Source organism: Streptomyces sp. NPDC047017 (assembly GCF_040644175.1).
GTDB lineage: Bacteria > Actinomycetota > Actinomycetes > Streptomycetales > Streptomycetaceae > Streptomyces.
Map to the genome: position 1 here is coordinate 576,104 of NZ_JBEYVW010000001.1, position 18,060 is coordinate 594,163.

Consider the following 18,060-nt stretch of genomic DNA (forward strand, 5'->3'; position numbering starts at 1 on the left):
CCCACAGGCCGGGGCCGCCGGTCGAGGGCGGGGAAAAGAAGACCGGCGGCCCGTGCCGCGCAGGAGCCGTCTTTCCTGTGCGGGGCTGGTCCCAGTCGACCGCTCCACGAGGCGGCCCGGGAGCGCGCGCGGGCCGTCGGCGCGGGCGAAACGTTCACACGGGGTGCGCGAACCCGCCCGCACCCCACGCACCGCCCCGTCCCGCTCTGCCCCGGATCACCACCCGCGCGCGTGCCACTCGGGGAGATGCGGGCGCTCCGCGCCCAGCGTGGTGTCGTTGCCGTGTCCGGGGTACACCCAGGTCTCGTCCGGCAGGGGCTCGAAGATCTTCGTCTCGACGTCGTGGATCAGGCTCGCGAACGCCGCGGTGTCCTTGAAGGTGTTGCCGACGCCGCCGGGGAAGAGGCAGTCGCCCGTGAACACGTGCGGATGGCCGTGCGGGTCGTCGTAGACCAGGGCGATCGAGCCCGGGGTGTGGCCGACCAGGTGCCGGGCGGTGAGTTCCACCCGGCCCACCCGGACCGTGTCGCCGTCCGCCACGGGGACGTCGGTCGGCACCGGGATGCCCTCGGCGTCGTCCCGGCCCGCGTACGTCCGCGCGCCGGTGGCCGCGACCACCTCGGCCAGCGCCTGCCAGTGGTCGCCGTGCCGGTGGGTGGTGACGACGGAGGCGATGCCGTCGTCACCGATCATGCCGAGCAGCGTGTGCGCGTCGTTGGCCGCGTCGATCAGCAGTTGCTCGTCCGTGGCCCGGCAGCGCAGCAGATAGGCGTTGTTGTCCATCGGGCCGACCGCGATCTTGGTGATCATCAGGTCTTTCAGCTCGTGCACGTCCGCCGGGCCGCCGACCGTCACCTCTCCGCTGTACGTCATGGTGATCAGCCTATCGCCGCCGGGGCCCGATCCGCCGGACAGTCTCCGAGCCGCCCCGGAGGCCGCGCACGGGCTTCGAGGGGCCACTCCGGGGGCCGCGCATGGGCTGGACGCGCCGGTCCGAGGGCCGTGCGCGGCTAGAGCGGAGGCAGTGACGGCAGCGTGCCGCCCTTCACCGTGAGCCCAAAACCCTCGCGGCGGCCGGCGAGCCAGCCGAGCAGGTCGGCGGCCGTTCCCTCGACCGCGACCGTGGCTCCCTCGGCGCCGCCCCCGGTGGTCCAGGTCCGGCCGTCCTCGGCCCGCAGCTCGGTCGGCGGCACGTCCTCGTGCCCGGTGAAGCGCGCGGCGAGGAAGTCGGTCTCCCGTTCCGTGAACTCCGCCGAGAGGTCCTCCAGCTCGTAGCCGATGCCCAGGTCCACGTGGTGCAGTTCCACCTCGGCCCAGCGCCGGAACGGCACCCGGGACGCGGAGTCGGTGACGCCGTTGCGCAGTTCCACCGTGCGCGACCAGTCGGCGGGCGTGTCCCCGGTCGCCTGGAAGCGGGCCGCGCTCTCCCGGACGTCGGCGAGCTGGGCTGCCAGGGGGCGCGCGGCGCCCCGCTCGATGTCCGCGTCCCGCACCTCGGCGGAGACGTACATGGGGCGCCCCTCCAGGACGTTCACGAGCGCGTCGGCGTTGCGGGCGAGGTGGACGAGGACATGGCCGCGGGTCCAGCCGGGCAACCGTGACTGGTCGGTCACAGCCGCGTTGTCCAGAGCGGCGACAGCGGTGAGCAGTCGATCGGTGGCGTCACGTACCGACGCCAGGTCACGAGCGTGATCCATCATGCGCCTGACCCTAGCCCTGCCACACGTTCGGGTGAAGGTGACGGATCGAGGCCGTAAATCGAATACACGTGCTATAGGCTCGGACGCGGCATCGGGCATGCTGGAGAGCCGGGGATTGTTGTCCCACTCGGGCGCATCCGGGAATCCCGCCCGGCGTTGTCAGTGGCTCCCCCTAGTCTGAAGAAGCACGGGGGCCCCGCCCCTGTCACTTCTCTCAAGAAAGGTGCGGACCGGCGTGGCCGACCGTCTCATCGTCCGTGGCGCGCGCGAGCACAACCTGAAGAACGTCTCGCTCGACCTGCCTCGGGACTCGCTCATCGTCTTCACGGGTCTGTCCGGGTCGGGCAAGTCCTCCCTGGCCTTCGACACGATCTTCGCGGAGGGCCAGCGGCGCTACGTGGAGTCACTCTCCTCGTACGCCCGGCAGTTCCTCGGCCAGATGGACAAGCCCGACGTCGACTTCATCGAGGGACTGTCCCCGGCCGTCTCGATCGACCAGAAGTCGACCTCGCGCAACCCGCGCTCCACGGTCGGCACCATCACCGAGGTCTACGACTACCTGCGCCTGCTGTTCGCCCGCATCGGCAAGCCGCACTGCCCCGAGTGCGGCCGCCCGATCTCGCGCCAGTCGCCGCAGGCCATCGTCGACAAGGTCCTCGAACTGCCGGAGGGCAGCCGCTTCCAGGTGCTCTCGCCGCTGGTGCGCGAGCGCAAGGGCGAGTTCGTCGACCTCTTCGCCGACCTGCAGACCAAGGGCTACTCCCGCGCGCGCGTGGACGGCGAGACCGTCCAGCTGTCCAGCCCGCCCACGCTGAAGAAGCAGGAGAAGCACACCATCGAGGTGGTCATCGACCGCCTCACGGTGAAGGACTCCGCCAAGCGCCGCCTCACCGACTCCGTGGAGACCGCGCTCGGCCTGTCCGGCGGCATGGTCGTCCTCGACTTCGTCGACCTCCCCGAGGACGACCCCGAGCGCGAGCGCATGTACAGCGAGCACCTGTACTGCGCGCACGACGACCTGTCCTTCGAGGAGATGGAGCCCCGTTCCTTCTCCTTCAACTCGCCCTTCGGCGCCTGCCCCGAGTGCACCGGCATCGGCACGCGCATGGAGGTCGACGCGGAGCTGATCGTCCCGGACCCGGACAAGTCCCTGGACGAGGGCGCCATCCACCCCTGGTCGCACGGGCACACCAAGGACTACTTCAGCCGCCTGATCGGCGCCCTCGCCGACGCGCTGGGCTTCCGCACCGACATCCCCTTCGCCGGCCTGCCCCAGCGCGCCAAGAAGGCCCTGCTGTACGGCCACAAGACCCAGATCGAGGTCCGCTACCGCAACCGGTACGGCCGCGAACGCGTGTACACCACCCCCTTCGAGGGCGCGGTGCCCTTCGTCAAGCGCCGGCACAGCGAGGCCGAGAGCGACGCCAGCCGCGAGCGCTTCGAGGGCTACATGCGCGAGGTGCCCTGCCCGAGCTGTGAGGGCACCCGCCTCAAGCCGGTCGTCCTCGCGGTCACCGTCATGGGCAAGTCCATCGCCGAGGTCTCGGGGATGTCGATCAGCGACTGCGCCGACTTCCTCGGCGAGCTGACGCTGACCGCCCGCGACAAGAAGATCGCCGAGCGCGTCCTCAAGGAGGTCAACGAGCGGCTGCGCTTCCTCGTCGACGTCGGCCTGGACTACCTCTCGCTGAACCGCGCGGCCGGCACCCTGTCCGGCGGCGAGGCCCAGCGCATCCGCCTGGCCACCCAGATCGGCTCCGGCCTCGTCGGCGTCCTGTACGTCCTGGACGAGCCGTCCATCGGCCTGCACCAGCGCGACAACCACCGGCTGATCGAGACCCTGGTGCGGCTGCGCGACATGGGCAACACGCTCATCGTCGTCGAGCACGACGAGGACACCATCAAGGTCGCCGACTGGATCGTCGACATCGGCCCCGGAGCGGGCGAGCACGGCGGCAAGGTGGTGCACAGCGGCTCCGTCAAGGAACTGCTCGACAACGCCGAGTCGCAGACCGGGCTCTACCTCTCGGGCCGGAAGTCCATCCCGCTGCCGGACGTGCGGCGCCCGCTGGACCTCTCCCGCCAGCTCACGGTGCGCGGCGCCCGGGAGAACAACCTCCAGGACATCGACGTCTCCTTCCCGCTGGGCGTCTTCACGGCCGTCACCGGCGTGTCCGGTTCCGGCAAGTCGACCCTGGTCAACGACATCCTGTACACGCACCTGGCCCGCGAGCTGAACGGCGCGCGCAATGTGCCCGGGCGGCACACGCGCGTGGACGGCGACGACCTCGTCGACAAGGTCGTGCACGTCGACCAGTCGCCCATCGGCCGCACCCCGCGGTCCAACCCGGCGACGTACACCGGTGTCTTCGACCACGTCCGCAAGCTGTTCGCCGAGACCACCGAGGCGAAGGTCCGCGGCTACCTGCCCGGCCGCTTCTCCTTCAACGTCAAGGGCGGCCGCTGCGAGAACTGCGCGGGCGACGGCACCATCAAGATCGAGATGAACTTCCTCCCGGACGTCTACGTCCCGTGCGAGGTCTGCCACGGTGCCCGGTACAACCGGGAGACCCTGGAGGTCCACTACAAGGGCAAGTCCATCGCCGACGTGCTGAACATGCCCATCGAGGAGGCCACCGACTTCTTCGAGGCGGTCCCGGCCATCGCCCGGCACCTGAACACCCTCAAGGACGTCGGTCTCGGCTACGTCCGCCTCGGCCAGTCCGCGACCACCCTGTCCGGCGGTGAGGCGCAGCGCGTCAAGCTCGCCAGCGAGCTGCAGCGCCGCTCCACCGGACGCACGGTCTACGTCCTGGACGAGCCGACCACCGGCCTGCACTTCGAGGACATCAGCAAGCTGCTGACGGTCCTCTCCGGCCTGGTCGACAAGGGCAACACGGTCATCGTCATCGAGCACAACCTCGATGTCATCAAGACCGCCGACTGGATCGTCGACATGGGTCCGGAGGGCGGCGCGGGCGGCGGTCTCGTCGTGGCCGAGGGCACGCCCGAGGAGGTCGCCGGCGTTCCGACCAGCCACACGGGCAAGTTCCTGCGGGAGGTCCTGGGCGCCGACCGGATCAGCGACGCGCAGCCGGTGAAGGCCGTCAAGGCCCCGCGCAAGGCCGCCGCCAAGAAGGCGGTGGCGGCCGCGTCGACGGCCCGCAGGACGGCCACCGCCAAGGCCGCCGCCGACGGCACGGCGAGCAAGAAGGCCGGGGCCGTTGCGGCCAAGAAGACCGGGGCCGCGAAGAAGACCGCGCGGGCCCGCAAGAGCTGAGACACCGCACGGCACGAGCGGGCGCCCCGCCGGGACTCTCCGGCGGGGCGCCCGCTCATGTCAACCGCTCACATCAACCGCTCACAGCAAAAGGACGCCCGCCGTCACGCCCCGGCCAGCTCCGACGCGTACGGCGGCTCCGCGCCCGCCCGGGAGCAGGTGAGCGCCGCCGCGCGGGCCGCGAACCGCAGCAGCGCGGTCCAGCCCGTCGCGCCGAGCCCGGCGAGCCCCTCCGGCGAGAGCGCGTCGCGCACGGTGAGGCCGTGCAGCAGGGCCGCGTTCACGGTGTCGCCCGCACCGATCGTGTCGACGACCTCCACCTTCTTGCCCGGCACCGAGTGCTCCGCGCCGTCCCGGGTGTACGCGGTGAGCCCGTCGCCCCCATGGGTGATCACCACCGCCGAGGGTCCCGCGGCCAGCCAGTCGCGCGGGGTGCCGCCCAGCCACCGCGCGTCCTCCGCGGAGAGCTTCAGCAGCGACACCGAGGGCAGCCAGCCCCGAAAGCGCGCCCGGTAGGCGTCCGGGTCCGGGATCAGCCCGGCCCGGATGTTCGGGTCCAGCGCGGTGAACAGGCCCTGGGCGGCGGCGGTCCGCAGCAGCTTCTCGTAGGCGCTCGCCCCCGGCTCCAGCACGAGCGAACAGGTGCCGAAGGACACCGCCCGGGTCCCGGCGGGCAGCGCTTCGGGCACGGTGAACAGCCGGTCGGCGGTGCCTTCCACGTAGAACGCGTACGCGGCCGAGCCGTCGGCGCCCACCGTCGCCACGGCCAGCGTGGTCGGCTCGCTGCCGCGCTGCACCCCGGAGACGTCCACCCCGGCCCGCCGCAGCCCGTCGAGCAGGACCCGGCCGAAGGCGTCGGAGGACGTCCGGGAGCAGAAGGCGGTGGGCGAGCCGAGGCGGCCGAGTGCGACGGCCGTGTTGTAGGGGCCGCCGCCGAGCGCCGGCTTGAGGTCCGCGAGGGCGCCCGTGCCCTGCGGTACCAGATCGATCAGGGCCTCACCGGCGACGACGATCACGGGTCGGTTCCTCTCTCGGGCTGCGGGGGACAACCGCAGGACGTGCGGTGGACGAAGGCGCAGGGCAGGCGCACCGTGCGGGCGGGCCGCTCCGGCGCGGCCAGCCGCTCCAGGAGCAGTTGGACGGCGCGGGAGCCGAGGTCCCGGCCGGGCTGGGCGATCGCGGTCAGCCCGGGGGAGAACAGGTCGGCCCAGTCGAAGTCGTCGAAGCAGCACAGCGCCATGTCGTGCGGCACGGACAGGCCGTGAGCGCGCAGGGCGCGCAGGGCGCCGATGGTCATCGCGTTGTTGGCGGTGATCAGGGCCGTGGGCGGCACGGCGAGGGACAGCAGGGCGGCGGTGGCCCGCTGCGCGCCGTCCGCGGCCGAGTCGCCGTGCACCACGAGCCGTTCGTCGTGGGGGAGTCCGGCGGCGGCCAGGCCGTGGCGGTACCCGGTGATCCGCTCGGCGGTGGTGCTCAGCCCGGGCAGGCCCGCGACCAGGCCGATCCTGCGGTGCCCGAGACCGGCGAGATGGGTGACGAGCAGGGCGGTCGGCTCGGCGCTGTCGGCGCAGACCTGGTCGAAACCCGGTGTCCCCCGACCGGCGTCCGGGCCGGTGCCGACCAGCCGGTCGAGGAACACGGTCGGTACGCCGTGCCGCGTGAGGTAGGCGACGAGTTCACGCGGCTGGGCGGAGGCGGCGACGATCACGCCGTCCACGCGGCGCTCATGCAGGAGCTGGACCACCGTGCGCTCGTGGGCGGGGTCGTCGTGCGGGTCGGCGATGAGCAGGCTGTAGCCGTGCTCCAAGGCGCGGGCCTCCACTCCCTGGAGGATCTCGGTGAAGTAGGGGTTGCTGACGGCGGACACCGCGAGCCCGATGGAGCGGGTGCGGGAGGTGACCAGGGAGCGGGCGAGGCCGTTGGGCGTGTAGCCGAGCCGCTCCACCGCGTCGAGCACCGCCTGGCGGGTGTGCGGGAGGACCGGGCGGGTGCCGTTCAGTACGTGCGAGACGGTCGCCACGGAGACGCCCGCGCCCCGTGCGACATCGGCCATGGTCGGCATCGCGTCCCCTCCCCGGGGCACCCTCCCCGGGCACCCCTGTCGGTGCTCGTGGCCGGGACCGTATCGCATCCGCCGGGCCGCGTAAACGCTTGCGCAAGCGTTTACGCGGCCCGGCGACCCGCTCACGCAGACGTTCATCCAGCGCCGCCACCCGCCCACCGGCCGGGCGGCGGCGCTGGGTATCGTCGGCGGTGCACAGCCCCTTGACCACTGGAGTCCCCATGCCAGGCCGTTCCTCCGCGAGCCGCCGTACGATCCTTCGAGGAGCGGCCCTCACGCCCGTCGCCGGACTCGGGCTCGCCGCCTGCGGCCCCGGGGGCGGCTCGGCGGCCCCCGCCACCCCGACGGCACCGGTCGACCTGGGGGCCGAGAGCGAGATCCCCGCGGGCGGCGCCAAGCTCTTCAGGGACCACAACGTGGTCGTCAGCCGGGACGGCAAGGGCGCCCTGAAGGCGTTCAGCACGATCTGCACGCACGCGGGGTGCCCGATCGGCAAGCTGGAGGGCACGACGCTGATGTGCGCGTGCCACGGCAGTCAGTTCGACGCCACGACCGGCAAGGTGGTGCAGTCCCCGGCCACCCGGCCGCTGCCCGAGCTGCCGGTGCGGGTGAAGGGCGGCAAGGTCGTCGCGGGCCCCGGCGCCTGAGCACCGGCGGCCGCCCGCCGCCGTCCTTCACTCCCAGTCCCAGCCGATCCCCACGATGCCGGCGCGCACCCGCGGCTCGACGAGGTGGACCGAGCGGTGCCGCTCGCTCACCGCCAGCTCCTGGCTGCCGCTGCGCGGCGCCGCCACCGACTGCTGGGTGAACCGCCGGCAGCGCACCGGCAGCGCGCCGGCGTCGAACCGCACCTGTAGCGCGTACTGCCCGCCCGCCGAGCCGAAGGCCCGCCCGTACTCGCGCGACACCCCCGCGGTGCCGTCCTCGACGCCGTACCGGAACAGGAACGTGCCGCCGGCCCGCAGCCGGGTGTCGAAGAGCAGTTCGGCCACGAGCACCCCGGTCTCGTGATCCCGGCGGATGCGCCCGGTGCGGCAGTTCTCCAGTGCGTGCACCCGCATGCGCTCCGGCGCGCACTCCGGGTCGCCGTGGTGGACGGCCACGAAACGGTCCGCGCCGTCGCGGGGGGCGCGCACGATGTGCTGCGACTCGCGCCCCGCCAGCTCCCGGCGGGGGCCGATCCGCACCCGCTCGTGGTGCCCGAGGGTCTGCAGCCCGCCGTCGAGCGGGGCGTCCAGCTCCGCCAGCAGCCGGCGCAGCACGTCCGACGCCTCGACGATCGACCGGTAGGAACGGGCGGCGGGCCGCCGGTCGGCCGGGGGGCCGGCGGTGTCGGCCAGCAACCGGATCAGCGACTCCTCGGGCAGCCGCAGGATCTCCTCCAGCGCCCGCACGGCCCGCAGCGACTCCGGGCGCTGCGGGCGGCGCGCGCCCTGCTGCCAGTAGCTGAGGCTGGTGACGCCGACCTTGACCCCCTGACGCGACAGGTGGTGCTGCACGCGCTGCAACGGCAGCCCGCGGGCGGCGATCGCGGCGCGCAGCGCCACATGGAACGGGCCGCCCCGCAGGGCCGTGTCCAGTTCCGCGGTGGCGACGTCCGCCTGCTGTGGGGCGTGCGGCATTGCACGGGCCTCTCTGTGAAAGGTGCACAACGGCTGGTCAGGCCGTGCACGCGGGTCGCCGGGGCCGTCCGCCGGCCGGGCGGAAGGGGGCGCCTTCACATCCGTACGCCGTCGTTCGGGGCCCCGACTTCCCCCGCATTGAAGCGTGTTGACCAAGTCCCGACAACACCCGCGGCCCGGCGACGGCTCACCGCTGGCCGAGTCCGTACCCGTCGGCCGGCCGATCCGAAGGCCGCCGGACCGGGCGCGGCACGGACCGAAGACGGCTGGTCACAGCAGGTAGTCGTACGCGTGTACGGCGGGTGGTGGCGGCGTCGCGCCCGTTGTCCACAGGCTCGCCGCCCTGTCACACCTCGCCAGTAGGGTGTGAGACATGGCCGACCCCTCCAGCTACCGCCCCAGGCCGGGAGACATCCCGGACTCCCCCGGGGTGTACAGATTCCGCGACGAGCACCGCCGGGTGATCTACGTCGGAAAGGCGAAGAGCCTGCGCCAGCGCCTGGCGAACTACTTCCAGGACCTGGCCGGCCTCCACCCGCGCACCCGCACCATGGTCACCACGGCCGCGTCCGTGGAGTGGACGGTGGTGTCCACGGAGGTCGAGGCGCTGCAACTGGAGTACTCCTGGATCAAGGAGTACGACCCCCGGTTCAACGTCAAGTACCGCGACGACAAGAGCTACCCGTACCTCGCGGTGACGATGAACGAGGAGTTCCCGCGCGTGCAGGTGATGCGCGGCCACAAGAAGAAGGGCGTGCGCTACTTCGGGCCGTACGGGCACGCCTGGGCCATCCGCGACACCGTCGACCTGCTGCTGCGCGTCTTCCCCGTGCGCACCTGCTCGGCCGGCGTCTTCAAGAACGCCGCCCGCACCGGCCGCCCCTGCCTGCTCGGCTACATCGGCAAGTGCTCCGCGCCCTGCGTCGGCCGGATCTCCGCCGAGGACCACCGGGAGCTGGCCGAGGAGTTCAGCGACTTCATGGCCGGCCGCACCGGCACCTACCTGCGCCGCCTGCAGCAGCGGATGACGGAGGCCGCCGAGGAGATGGAGTACGAGCGGGCCGCCCGCCTGCGCGACGACATCGGCGCCTTGAAGAAGGCCATGGAGAAGAGCGCGGTCGTGCTCGCCGACGCCACCGACGCCGACCTCATCGCCGTCGCCGAGGACGAGCTGGAGGCCGCCGTACAGATCTTCCACGTGCGCGGGGGACGGGTGCGCGGCCAGCGCGGCTGGGTCACCGACAAGGTCGAGGAGATCACCACCGGCGCCCTCGTCGAGCACGCCCTGCAACAGCTGTACGGCGAGGAGCGCGGCGACGCCGTGCCCAAGGAGGTGCTCGTCCCCGCCCTGCCCGACCCCCTCGAACCGGTCCAGCAGTGGCTCACCGACCGCCGCGGCTCGGGCGTCTCCCTGCGCATCCCGCAGCGCGGCGACAAGAAGGCCCTCATGGAGACGGTGCAGCGCAACGCCCTCCAGTCGCTCGCCCTGCACAAGACCAGGCGCGCCTCCGACCTGACCACCCGCTCGCGCGCCCTGGAGGAGATCGCCGACGCCCTCGGCCTGGACAGCGCCCCCCTGCGGATCGAGTGCTACGACATCTCCCACCTCCAGGGCGACGACGTGGTGGCCTCCATGGTCGTCTTCGAGGACGGCCTGCAGCGCAAGGGCGAGTACCGGCGCTTCCAGATCAAGGGCTTCGAGGGCCAGGACGACGTCCGCTCCATGCACGAGGTGATCTCCCGCCGCTTCCGGCGCTATCTGGCCGAGAAGGAGCGGACCGGCGAGTGGGCCGACGGCGAGCAGCCCGCCCCGGCCGACGGGACCGCCTCCGACGGGATCACCCCCGACGGATCGCCGGACGGCGCGCCCGGTGCTCCCGCGGCCGCCCTCACCGAGGACGACGGCCGCCCCAAGCGCTTCGCCTACCCGCCGCAGCTCGTCGTCGTCGACGGCGGGCAGCCGCAGGTCGCCGCCGCCCGGCGGGCCCTGGACGAACTGGGCATCGACGACATCGCCGTGTGCGGCCTGGCCAAGCGCCTGGAGGAGGTGTGGCTGCCCGGCGACGACGACCCGGTGGTGCTGCCCCGCAGCAGCGAGGGGCTGTACCTGCTCCAGCGCGTCCGCGACGAGGCGCACCGCTTCGCCATCACCTACCAGCGCACCAAGCGCGCCAAGCGCTTCCGGGCCGGCCCCCTGGACGAGGTGCCCGGCCTCGGCGAGACACGAAAGCGGGCGCTGCTCAAGCATTTCGGCTCGGTGAAGAGGCTGCGGTCCGCCACAATCGACCAGATCTGCGAGGTGCCCGGCATAGGCCGCAAGACGGCCGAGACGATCGCCCTGGCCCTGGCCCGGGCGGCCCCGGCCGCACCCGCCGTGAACACGGCGACCGGAGAGATCATGGAAGACGTGGAAGAGACGGCGCCCGCAGCGACGGCGGACGCCGCAGGGGAACCCGTACCCGCGGGAGCCCCGGACGACCGACGGGGGCAGGAGACATGACCGAGCACGAGACGCAGCACACGGCGCCACGAGATCAGGCGCACGAGCACACGCACGAGGACCAGGGACAGCAGCCGGTCCAGGAACACGGAGCACAGGTGGGTACGGGCAGCGACTCGAACGGCGTCTCCGACGCCGCCATCCCCGAACTGGTGATCATCTCCGGCATGTCGGGGGCGGGCCGGTCCACGGCCGCCAAGTGCCTGGAGGACCTCGGCTGGTTCGTCGTCGACAACCTGCCGCCCGCGCTGATCCCCACCATGGTGGAGCTGGGCGCCCGCTCGCAGGGCAATGTCGCGCGCATCGCGGTCGTCGTCGACGTCCGCGGCCGCCGCTTCTTCGACAACCTCCGCGAGTCCCTCGCGGACCTGGAGGCCCGGCACGTCACCCGGCGGATCGTCTTCCTGGAGTCCTCCGACGAGGCCCTGGTGCGCCGCTTCGAGTCGGTGCGCCGCCCCCACCCCCTCCAGGGCGACGGCCGCATCGTCGACGGCATCGCCGCCGAGCGGGAGCTGCTGCGCGAGCTGCGCGGCGACGCCGATCTCGTCATCGACACCTCCAGCCTCAACGTGCACGAGCTGCGCGCCAAGATGGACGCCCAGTTCGCCGGTGAGGAGGAGCCCGAGCTGCGGGCCACCGTCATGTCCTTCGGCTTCAAGTACGGCCTGCCGGTCGACGCCGACCTCGTCGCGGACATGCGGTTCCTGCCCAACCCGCACTGGGTCCCCGAGCTGCGCCCCTACACCGGGATCAACGAGGAGGTCGCCGGGTACGTCTTCAACCAGCCCGGCGCCAAGGAGTTCCTCGACCGCTACGCCGAGCTGCTCCGGCTGGTCGCGGCCGGCTACCGCCGCGAGGGCAAGCGGTACGTCACCATCGCCATCGGCTGCACGGGCGGCAAGCACCGCTCGGTGGCCATGTCGGAGAAGCTCGCGGCGCGGCTCGCGGCCGAGGGCGTGGAGACCGTCGTCGTCCACCGGGACATGGGGCGCGAGTGACCGGACGTACTCCGCGGCTGAGCCGACTGCGCCGGGTGGTGCCCGAGTCGCGTGCCGGCCGCCCGGCGGCCGACGGGCGGGCCAACCGCCCCGTCGAGGCGCGCGGCGCCAAGCCGCGCCGCCGGGGCGCCCAGCCCAAGGTGGTCGCCCTGGGCGGCGGCATGGGCCTGTCCGCCTCACTCGCCGCGCTGCGCCGGATCACCGGCGACCTCACCGCCGTCGTCACTGTGGCCGACGACGGCGGCTCCAGCGGGCGCCTGCGCGACGAGCTGGGCGTGCTCCCGCCCGGCGATCTGCGCAAGGCACTGGCCGCGCTGTGCGGGGACGACGACTGGGGCCAGACGTGGTCCCGGGTCATCCAGCACCGCTTCACCTCCCAGGGCGACCTGCACGACCACGCGGTGGGCAATCTGCTGATCGTCGCCCTGTGGGAGCAGCTCGGCGACCACGTGCGGGCCCTGGACCTGGTCGGCAAGCTGCTGGGCGCGCACGGGCGCGTGCTGCCCATGTCCGCCGTGCCGCTGGAGCTGCAGGCCCTGGTCAAGGGGCACGACGTGGAGCGGCCCGACGACGTCGACACCGTCCGCGGTCAGGCGACCGTCGCGCTCACCCCGGGCGAGGTGCAGTCCGTGCACCTGGTGCCGCACGACCCGCCCGCCGTCCCCGAGGCCGTCGAGGCGGTCCTCGACGCGGACTGGGTGGTGCTCGGCCCCGGCTCCTGGTTCTCCTCGGTCATCCCGCACCTGCTGGTGCCCGAACTGCTGGACGCCCTCACCGAGACCAAGGCGCGCCGGGTGCTCTCCTTGAACCTCGCGCCGCAGCCGGGAGAAACCGAGGGCTTCTCCCCGCAGCGTCATTTGGAGGTTTTGGGACGACACGCCCCTAAACTCGCCCTGGACGTGGTGCTGGCCGACGAGGCCGCCGTGCCCGACCGCGAAGTCCTCACCGAGGCCGCCAAGCGGTTCGGCGCCGCGGTCGAGCTGGCGCCGGTCGCCCGGAGGGACGGAACTCCGCGGCATGACCCGGAGCTGCTGGCCGCCGCGTACGACCGTATTTTTCGGATGCATGGAAGGATCGGCCCATGGCGATGACGGCAGCGGTGAAGGACGAGATCTCCCGGCTCCCCGTCACCCGGACCTGCTGCAGGAAGGCGGAGGTCTCCGCCATTCTGCGGTTCGCCGGCGGCCTCCACCTGGTGAGCGGGCGCATCGTGATCGAGGCGGAACTCGACACCGCGATGGCGGCGCGGCGCCTCAAGCGGGACATCCTGGAGATCTTCGGGCACAGCTCCGAGCTGATCGTGATGGCACCGGGCGGCCTGCGCCGCGGTTCGCGCTACGTGGTGCGGGTCGTCGCGGGCGGCGACCAGCTGGCCCGGCAGACCGGCCTGGTCGACGGCCGGGGCCGGCCGATCCGCGGGCTGCCCCCGCAGGTGGTCTCGGGGGCCACCTGCGACGCCGAGGCCGCCTGGCGCGGTGCCTTCCTGGCCCACGGTTCGCTCACCGAGCCGGGACGCTCCTCCTCGCTGGAGGTGACCTGCCCGGGGCCCGAGGCCGCGCTCGCCCTCGTCGGCGCCGCGCGCCGGCTCTCCATCGCGGCCAAGGCCCGCGAGGTGCGCGGCGTGGACCGGGTCGTGGTCCGCGACGGTGACGCCATCGGCGCCCTGCTGACCCGGCTGGGCGCCCACGAGTCGGTGCTGGCCTGGGAGGAACGGCGGATGCGCCGCGAGGTCCGGGCCACGGCGAACCGGCTGGCCAACTTCGACGACGCCAACCTGCGCCGCTCGGCCCGCGCCGCCGTCGCCGCCGGCGCCCGGGTGCAGCGCGCCCTGGAGATCCTCGCCGACGACGTGCCCGAGCACCTCGCGGCCGCCGGGCGGCTGCGCATGGAGCACAAGCAGGCATCCCTGGAGGAGCTGGGCGCGCTCGCCGACCCGCCGCTGACCAAGGACGCCGTCGCCGGACGCATCCGCCGCCTGCTGGCCATGGCCGACAAGCGCGCCTTGGACCTGGGCATCCCGGGCACGGAGGCCAACATCACCGACGAGCTGGCGGACAATCTCGTGGGCTGATCCACGACGAAGGCCGACGAGAACGACGACGAGGGCGGGGGCGGTGCCGGCGCGTGAGCGGCCGGCACCGCCCCCGTTCCTGTGCGCGCGAGGTGAGCGCGGGGACATCGACGTGCCCGGAGCGGGCACCCGACCCGGGTCCGCCGCACCGGCCGTCACCCAAGCCGTCACACCGGCCGTCACCGCTCTCCGGAACGACTGATTCCGGCCCCCTGGAGCACCCCTCGGCGGGGGCCGGCCGGACGGTCGCGGAGACGGGACGAAGGGCCCCGCGGGGCCCGCCGGAGACGCCCCTGCACAAGTGAGCCGACACGCTCACGAAAGAGTGACCAATGGGGTCAACCCGCCACCGACATCCGTAGCGAAATGGAGTGATCCGGACGCTCGTGCGAGCGGCCCGCGCCTCTACTGATGGGTAGGCGTCGGCGCGCTTCGAAGGGGGCGTGCGAATGTCACCGGAGGGGCCTTGGCGGGGTAGGGTCAGAGGTGGTCGGGGACATCCCAAACACAGCTCGCCGGCGTCGAAACCGGCGTACCAACGAGGAGATCGGTTCGTGACGATCCGCGTAGGCATCAACGGCTTTGGCCGCATCGGTCGTAACTACTTCCGCGCGCTGCTGGAGCAGGGTGCAGACATCGAGATCGTGGCTGTCAACGACCTGGGTGACACCGCGACCACCGCTCACCTGCTGAAGTACGACACCATCCTCGGCCGCCTCAAGCAGGAGGTCACGCACACCGAGGACACCATCACCGTCGACGGGAAGACCATCAAGGTCCTCTCCGAGCGCAACCCGGCCGACATCCCCTGGGGTGAGCTGGGCGTGGACATCGTCATCGAGTCCACCGGCATCTTCACCAAGAAGGAAGACGCCGAGAAGCACATCGCGGGCGGCGCCAAGAAGGTCCTCATCTCCGCCCCGGCGAAGAACGAAGACGTCACCATCGTGATGGGCGTCAACCAGGACAAGTACGACGCCGCCACGGACAACGTCATCTCCAACGCCTCCTGCACCACCAACTGTGTGGCGCCGATGGCGAAGATCCTGGACGAGAACTTCGGCATCGTCCGCGGTCTGATGACGACGGTGCACGCGTACACCAACGACCAGCGCATCCTGGACTTCCCGCACACGGACCTGCGCCGCGCCCGCGCCGCCGCCGAGAACATCATCCCGACCACCACCGGCGCCGCCAAGGCCACCGCCCTGGTGCTGCCGCAGCTCAAGGGCAAGCTGGACGGCATCGCGATGCGCGTCCCGGTCCCGACCGGCTCAGTCACCGACCTCGTCGTCGAGCTCTCCCGCGAGGTCACCAAGGAAGAGGTCAACGCCGCCTTCCAGAAGGCCGCCGAGGGCGAGCTGAAGGGCATCCTGGAGTACACGGAGGACCCGATCGTCTCCTCCGACATCGTCAACGCCCCGGCGTCCTGCACCTTCGACTCGTCCCTGACCATGGTCCAGGACGGCAAGAACGTGAAGGTCATCGGCTGGTACGACAACGAGTGGGGCTACTCCAACCGCCTCGTCGACCTGACGGTCTTCATCGGCAACCAGCTCTGATCGGCGGAGCAGGCACCTCGATGTGAGAACAGGGCTCGGGCAGCGCGCCAACGCGCGGTCCGGGCCCTGACGCGCGTGCGGCGGGCCGTGTCACCGCGGCCCGCCCGCGAGCGCGCCGCCCGGTCCTCGTACGATCAAGAGCCCCTCCTCCCAGGAGTCCCATTCCATGAAGACGATCGACGAACTTCTCACCGAAGGCGTCAACGGCAAGCGGGTCTTCGTCCGCGCCGACCTCAACGTGCCGCTGGCCGACGGTGTCATCACCGACGACGGCCGCATCCGCGCCGTGCTGCCCACCGTCAAGGCCCTCGCCGACGCGGGCGCCAAGGTGATCGTGGCCTCGCACCTGGGCCGCCCCAAGGGCGCCCCGGACCCTGCCTTCTCGCTGCTGCCCGCCGCCGAGCGGCTCGGCGAACTGCTCGGCGCCCCCGTGGCCTTCGCCCAGGACACCGTCGGCCCCGCCGCCCACGACGCCGTGGACGGCCTGGAGCCCGGCCAGGTCGTGGTCATCGAGAACCTGCGCTTCAACCCCGGCGAGACCGCCAAGGACGACACCGAGCGCGGCGAGTTCGCCGACGCCCTCGCCGCCCTCGCGGACGTCTACGTCGGCGACGGCTTCGGCGCGGTGCACCGCAAGCACGCCTCCGTGTACGACCTGCCGGCCCGGCTGCCGCACTACGCCGGCTACCTCATCGCCACCGAGGTCGGCGTCCTCAAGAAGCTCACCGAGGACGTCCAGCGGCCCTACGTCGTCGCCCTCGGCGGCGCCAAGGTCTCCGACAAGCTCGCCGTCATCGACCAGCTGCTCGGCAAGGCCGACCGGCTGCTCATCGGCGGCGGCATGGCCTACACCTTCCTCAAGGCCAAGGGCTACGAGGTCGGCATCTCCCTCCTCCAGGAGGACCAGGTCCCGGCCGTCACCGAGTACATGGAGCGCGCCGAGAAGAACGGCGTGGAGCTGCTGCTCCCCGTCGACATCGTGGTCTCCCGGGAGTTCCCGGACCTGAAGACCAAGGCGCCGACCCAGAACAACACGGTCGACGCGGACAAGATCCCCGCCGACCAGGAGGGCCTGGACATCGGCCCGAAGACCCGGGAGCTGTACGCCTCGAAGCTCGCCGACGCCGCCACCGTCTTCTGGAACGGCCCGATGGGCGTGTTCGAGCACCCCGACTTCGCCGAGGGCACCAAGGCGGTCGCCCAGGCCCTCGTCGACTCCGACGGCTTCAGCGTGGTCGGCGGCGGCGACTCCGCCGCGGCCGTCCGTACGCTCGGCTTCGACGAGAACGCATTCGGCCACATCTCGACCGGAGGCGGCGCCTCCCTCGAATACCTCGAGGGCAAGACGCTCCCCGGCCTCGCCGCACTGGAGGACTGACCTCGATGACCACCCGCACGCCGCTGATGGCGGGCAACTGGAAGATGAACCTCAACCACCTGGAGGCCATCGCCCACGTCCAGAAGCTCGCCTTCGCCCTGGCCGACAAGGACTACGACGCCGTCGAGGTCGCCGTCCTGCCGCCCTTCACCGACCTGCGCTCCGTGCAGACCCTGGTCGACGGCGACAAGCTCAAGATCAAGTACGGCGCCCAGGACATCTCGCAGCACGACTCCGGCGCCTACACCGGCGAGATCTCCGGCCCGATGCTGGCCAAGCTCAAGTGCACCTACGTGGTGATCGGCCACTCCGAGCGCCGCCAGTACCACGACGAGACCGACGAGCTGGTGAACGCCAAGGTCAAGGCCGCCTACAAGCACGGCCTGACCCCGATCCTGTGCGTCGGCGAGGAGCTGGACGTCCGCGAGGCGGGCAACCACGTCGCCCACACCCTCGCCCAGGTCGAGGGCGGGCTCAAGGACCTCCCGGCCGAGCAGGCCGGGACGATCGTGATCGCCTACGAGCCCGTCTGGGCCATCGGCACCGGCAAGGTCTGCGGCGCCGGGGACGCCCAGGAGGTGTGCTCCGCCATCCGCGGCAAGCTCGCCGAGCTGTACTCGCGGGAAGTGGCCGACCAGATCCGCATCCAGTACGGCGGCTCGGTGAAGTCCGGCAACGTCGCCGAGATCATGGGGCAGGCCGACATCGACGGCGCCCTGGTCGGCGGCGCCTCGCTGGACGCCGACGAGTTCGTCAAGATCATCAGGTTCCGCGAGCAGTGATCGGAACGTGAGTAGGCGGTAGCGGCGATACGTCGTACCCTGGCGGGGGCACAGCCGAGGCGCTGTGTCCCCGTCGTCCATCCGAATCCGAGGAAGTTGGTCCAG

Annotated in this window: 14 protein-coding genes; 9 read left to right on the forward strand and 5 right to left on the reverse strand. The window is 72.0% G+C overall.

Features of this window, described 5'->3' with window-relative positions; genetic code table 11:
• Positions 1-216: 216 nt before the first annotated feature.
• Together ABZ858_RS02745 and ABZ858_RS02750 are read right to left on the reverse strand one after the other, a co-directional pair.
• Positions 217-873 (reverse strand): MBL fold metallo-hydrolase, encoded by a 657-nt coding sequence (locus ABZ858_RS02745; RefSeq protein WP_361371568.1) that lies wholly within the window; start codon positions 871-873, stop codon positions 217-219.
• 137 nt (positions 874-1,010) lie between these two features.
• Positions 1,011-1,700 carry a maleylpyruvate isomerase family mycothiol-dependent enzyme gene (locus ABZ858_RS02750; protein ID WP_361371571.1) on the reverse strand — a complete coding sequence of 230 codons (690 nt, stop codon included), beginning with the start codon at positions 1,698-1,700 and terminating at the stop codon, positions 1,011-1,013.
• A 235-nt stretch (positions 1,701-1,935) separates the two neighbouring features.
• Here ABZ858_RS02750 and uvrA point away from each other — a divergent pair, with 235 nt between their 5' ends.
• Positions 1,936-4,980, forward strand: coding sequence for an excinuclease ABC subunit UvrA (gene uvrA / locus ABZ858_RS02755; RefSeq protein WP_361371574.1), 3,045 nt, complete (start codon positions 1,936-1,938; stop codon positions 4,978-4,980).
• A 104-nt stretch (positions 4,981-5,084) separates the two neighbouring features.
• Here the strand turns inward: uvrA and ABZ858_RS02760 are convergent, their stop codons facing one another.
• Together ABZ858_RS02760 and ABZ858_RS02765 are read right to left on the reverse strand one after the other, a co-directional pair.
• The gene (locus ABZ858_RS02760) at positions 5,085-5,996 is read right to left on the reverse strand and encodes a carbohydrate kinase (protein ID WP_361371577.1); all 912 of its coding nucleotides are present in this window, start codon (positions 5,994-5,996) and stop codon (positions 5,085-5,087) included.
• Complete coding sequence (locus ABZ858_RS02765) at positions 5,993-7,042, reverse strand: LacI family DNA-binding transcriptional regulator (protein WP_361371580.1); 1,050 nt, start codon at positions 7,040-7,042, stop codon at positions 5,993-5,995. Before ABZ858_RS02765 ends, ABZ858_RS02760 begins: the two co-directional genes overlap by 4 nt.
• A gap of 221 nt (positions 7,043-7,263) precedes the next feature.
• Here ABZ858_RS02765 and ABZ858_RS02770 point away from each other — a divergent pair, with 221 nt between their 5' ends.
• Positions 7,264-7,689, forward strand: coding sequence for a Rieske 2Fe-2S domain-containing protein (locus tag ABZ858_RS02770; protein ID WP_361371583.1), 426 nt, complete (start codon positions 7,264-7,266; stop codon positions 7,687-7,689).
• 27 nt (positions 7,690-7,716) lie between these two features.
• Here ABZ858_RS02770 and ABZ858_RS02775 read toward each other — a convergent pair whose 3' ends face one another.
• On the reverse strand, positions 7,717-8,664 hold the full coding sequence (locus tag ABZ858_RS02775) for a hypothetical protein (protein WP_361371586.1): 948 nt from the start codon (positions 8,662-8,664) through the stop codon (positions 7,717-7,719).
• A 373-nt stretch (positions 8,665-9,037) separates the two neighbouring features.
• Between ABZ858_RS02775 and uvrC the strand changes: the two genes are divergently transcribed.
• The 7 genes from uvrC (at position 9,038) to tpiA (ending at position 17,955) form a co-directional block, all read left to right on the forward strand.
• On the forward strand, positions 9,038-11,164 hold the full coding sequence (gene uvrC, locus ABZ858_RS02780) for an excinuclease ABC subunit UvrC (protein WP_361371589.1): 2,127 nt from the start codon (positions 9,038-9,040) through the stop codon (positions 11,162-11,164).
• Positions 11,161-12,162, forward strand: coding sequence for an RNase adapter RapZ (gene rapZ / locus ABZ858_RS02785; RefSeq protein WP_361371592.1), 1,002 nt, complete (start codon positions 11,161-11,163; stop codon positions 12,160-12,162). Before uvrC ends, rapZ begins: the two co-directional genes overlap by 4 nt.
• Complete coding sequence (yvcK, locus tag ABZ858_RS02790; RefSeq protein ID WP_361371595.1) at positions 12,159-13,253, forward strand: uridine diphosphate-N-acetylglucosamine-binding protein YvcK; 1,095 nt, start codon at positions 12,159-12,161, stop codon at positions 13,251-13,253. The genes rapZ and yvcK overlap by 4 nt, the downstream gene beginning before the upstream one ends.
• Positions 13,244-14,233, forward strand: a complete 990-nt coding sequence (gene whiA / locus ABZ858_RS02795) for a DNA-binding protein WhiA (protein WP_361371598.1) — start codon at positions 13,244-13,246, stop codon at positions 14,231-14,233. Before yvcK ends, whiA begins: the two co-directional genes overlap by 10 nt.
• Before the next feature lie 554 nt (positions 14,234-14,787).
• Entirely contained in the window at positions 14,788-15,795 is a 1,008-nt protein-coding gene (gene gap, locus ABZ858_RS02800) for a type I glyceraldehyde-3-phosphate dehydrogenase (protein ID WP_361371601.1), read from the forward strand.
• Between the two features lie 166 nt (positions 15,796-15,961).
• A complete protein-coding gene (locus tag ABZ858_RS02805; RefSeq protein WP_361371604.1) occupies positions 15,962-17,173 on the forward strand; it encodes a phosphoglycerate kinase in 1,212 nt (403 codons plus the stop codon).
• A gap of 5 nt (positions 17,174-17,178) precedes the next feature.
• Positions 17,179-17,955: a triose-phosphate isomerase gene (gene tpiA, locus ABZ858_RS02810; RefSeq protein WP_361371607.1), complete on the forward strand. Its 777-nt coding sequence runs from the start codon at positions 17,179-17,181 to the stop codon at positions 17,953-17,955.
• Positions 17,956-18,060 lie beyond the last annotated feature (105 nt).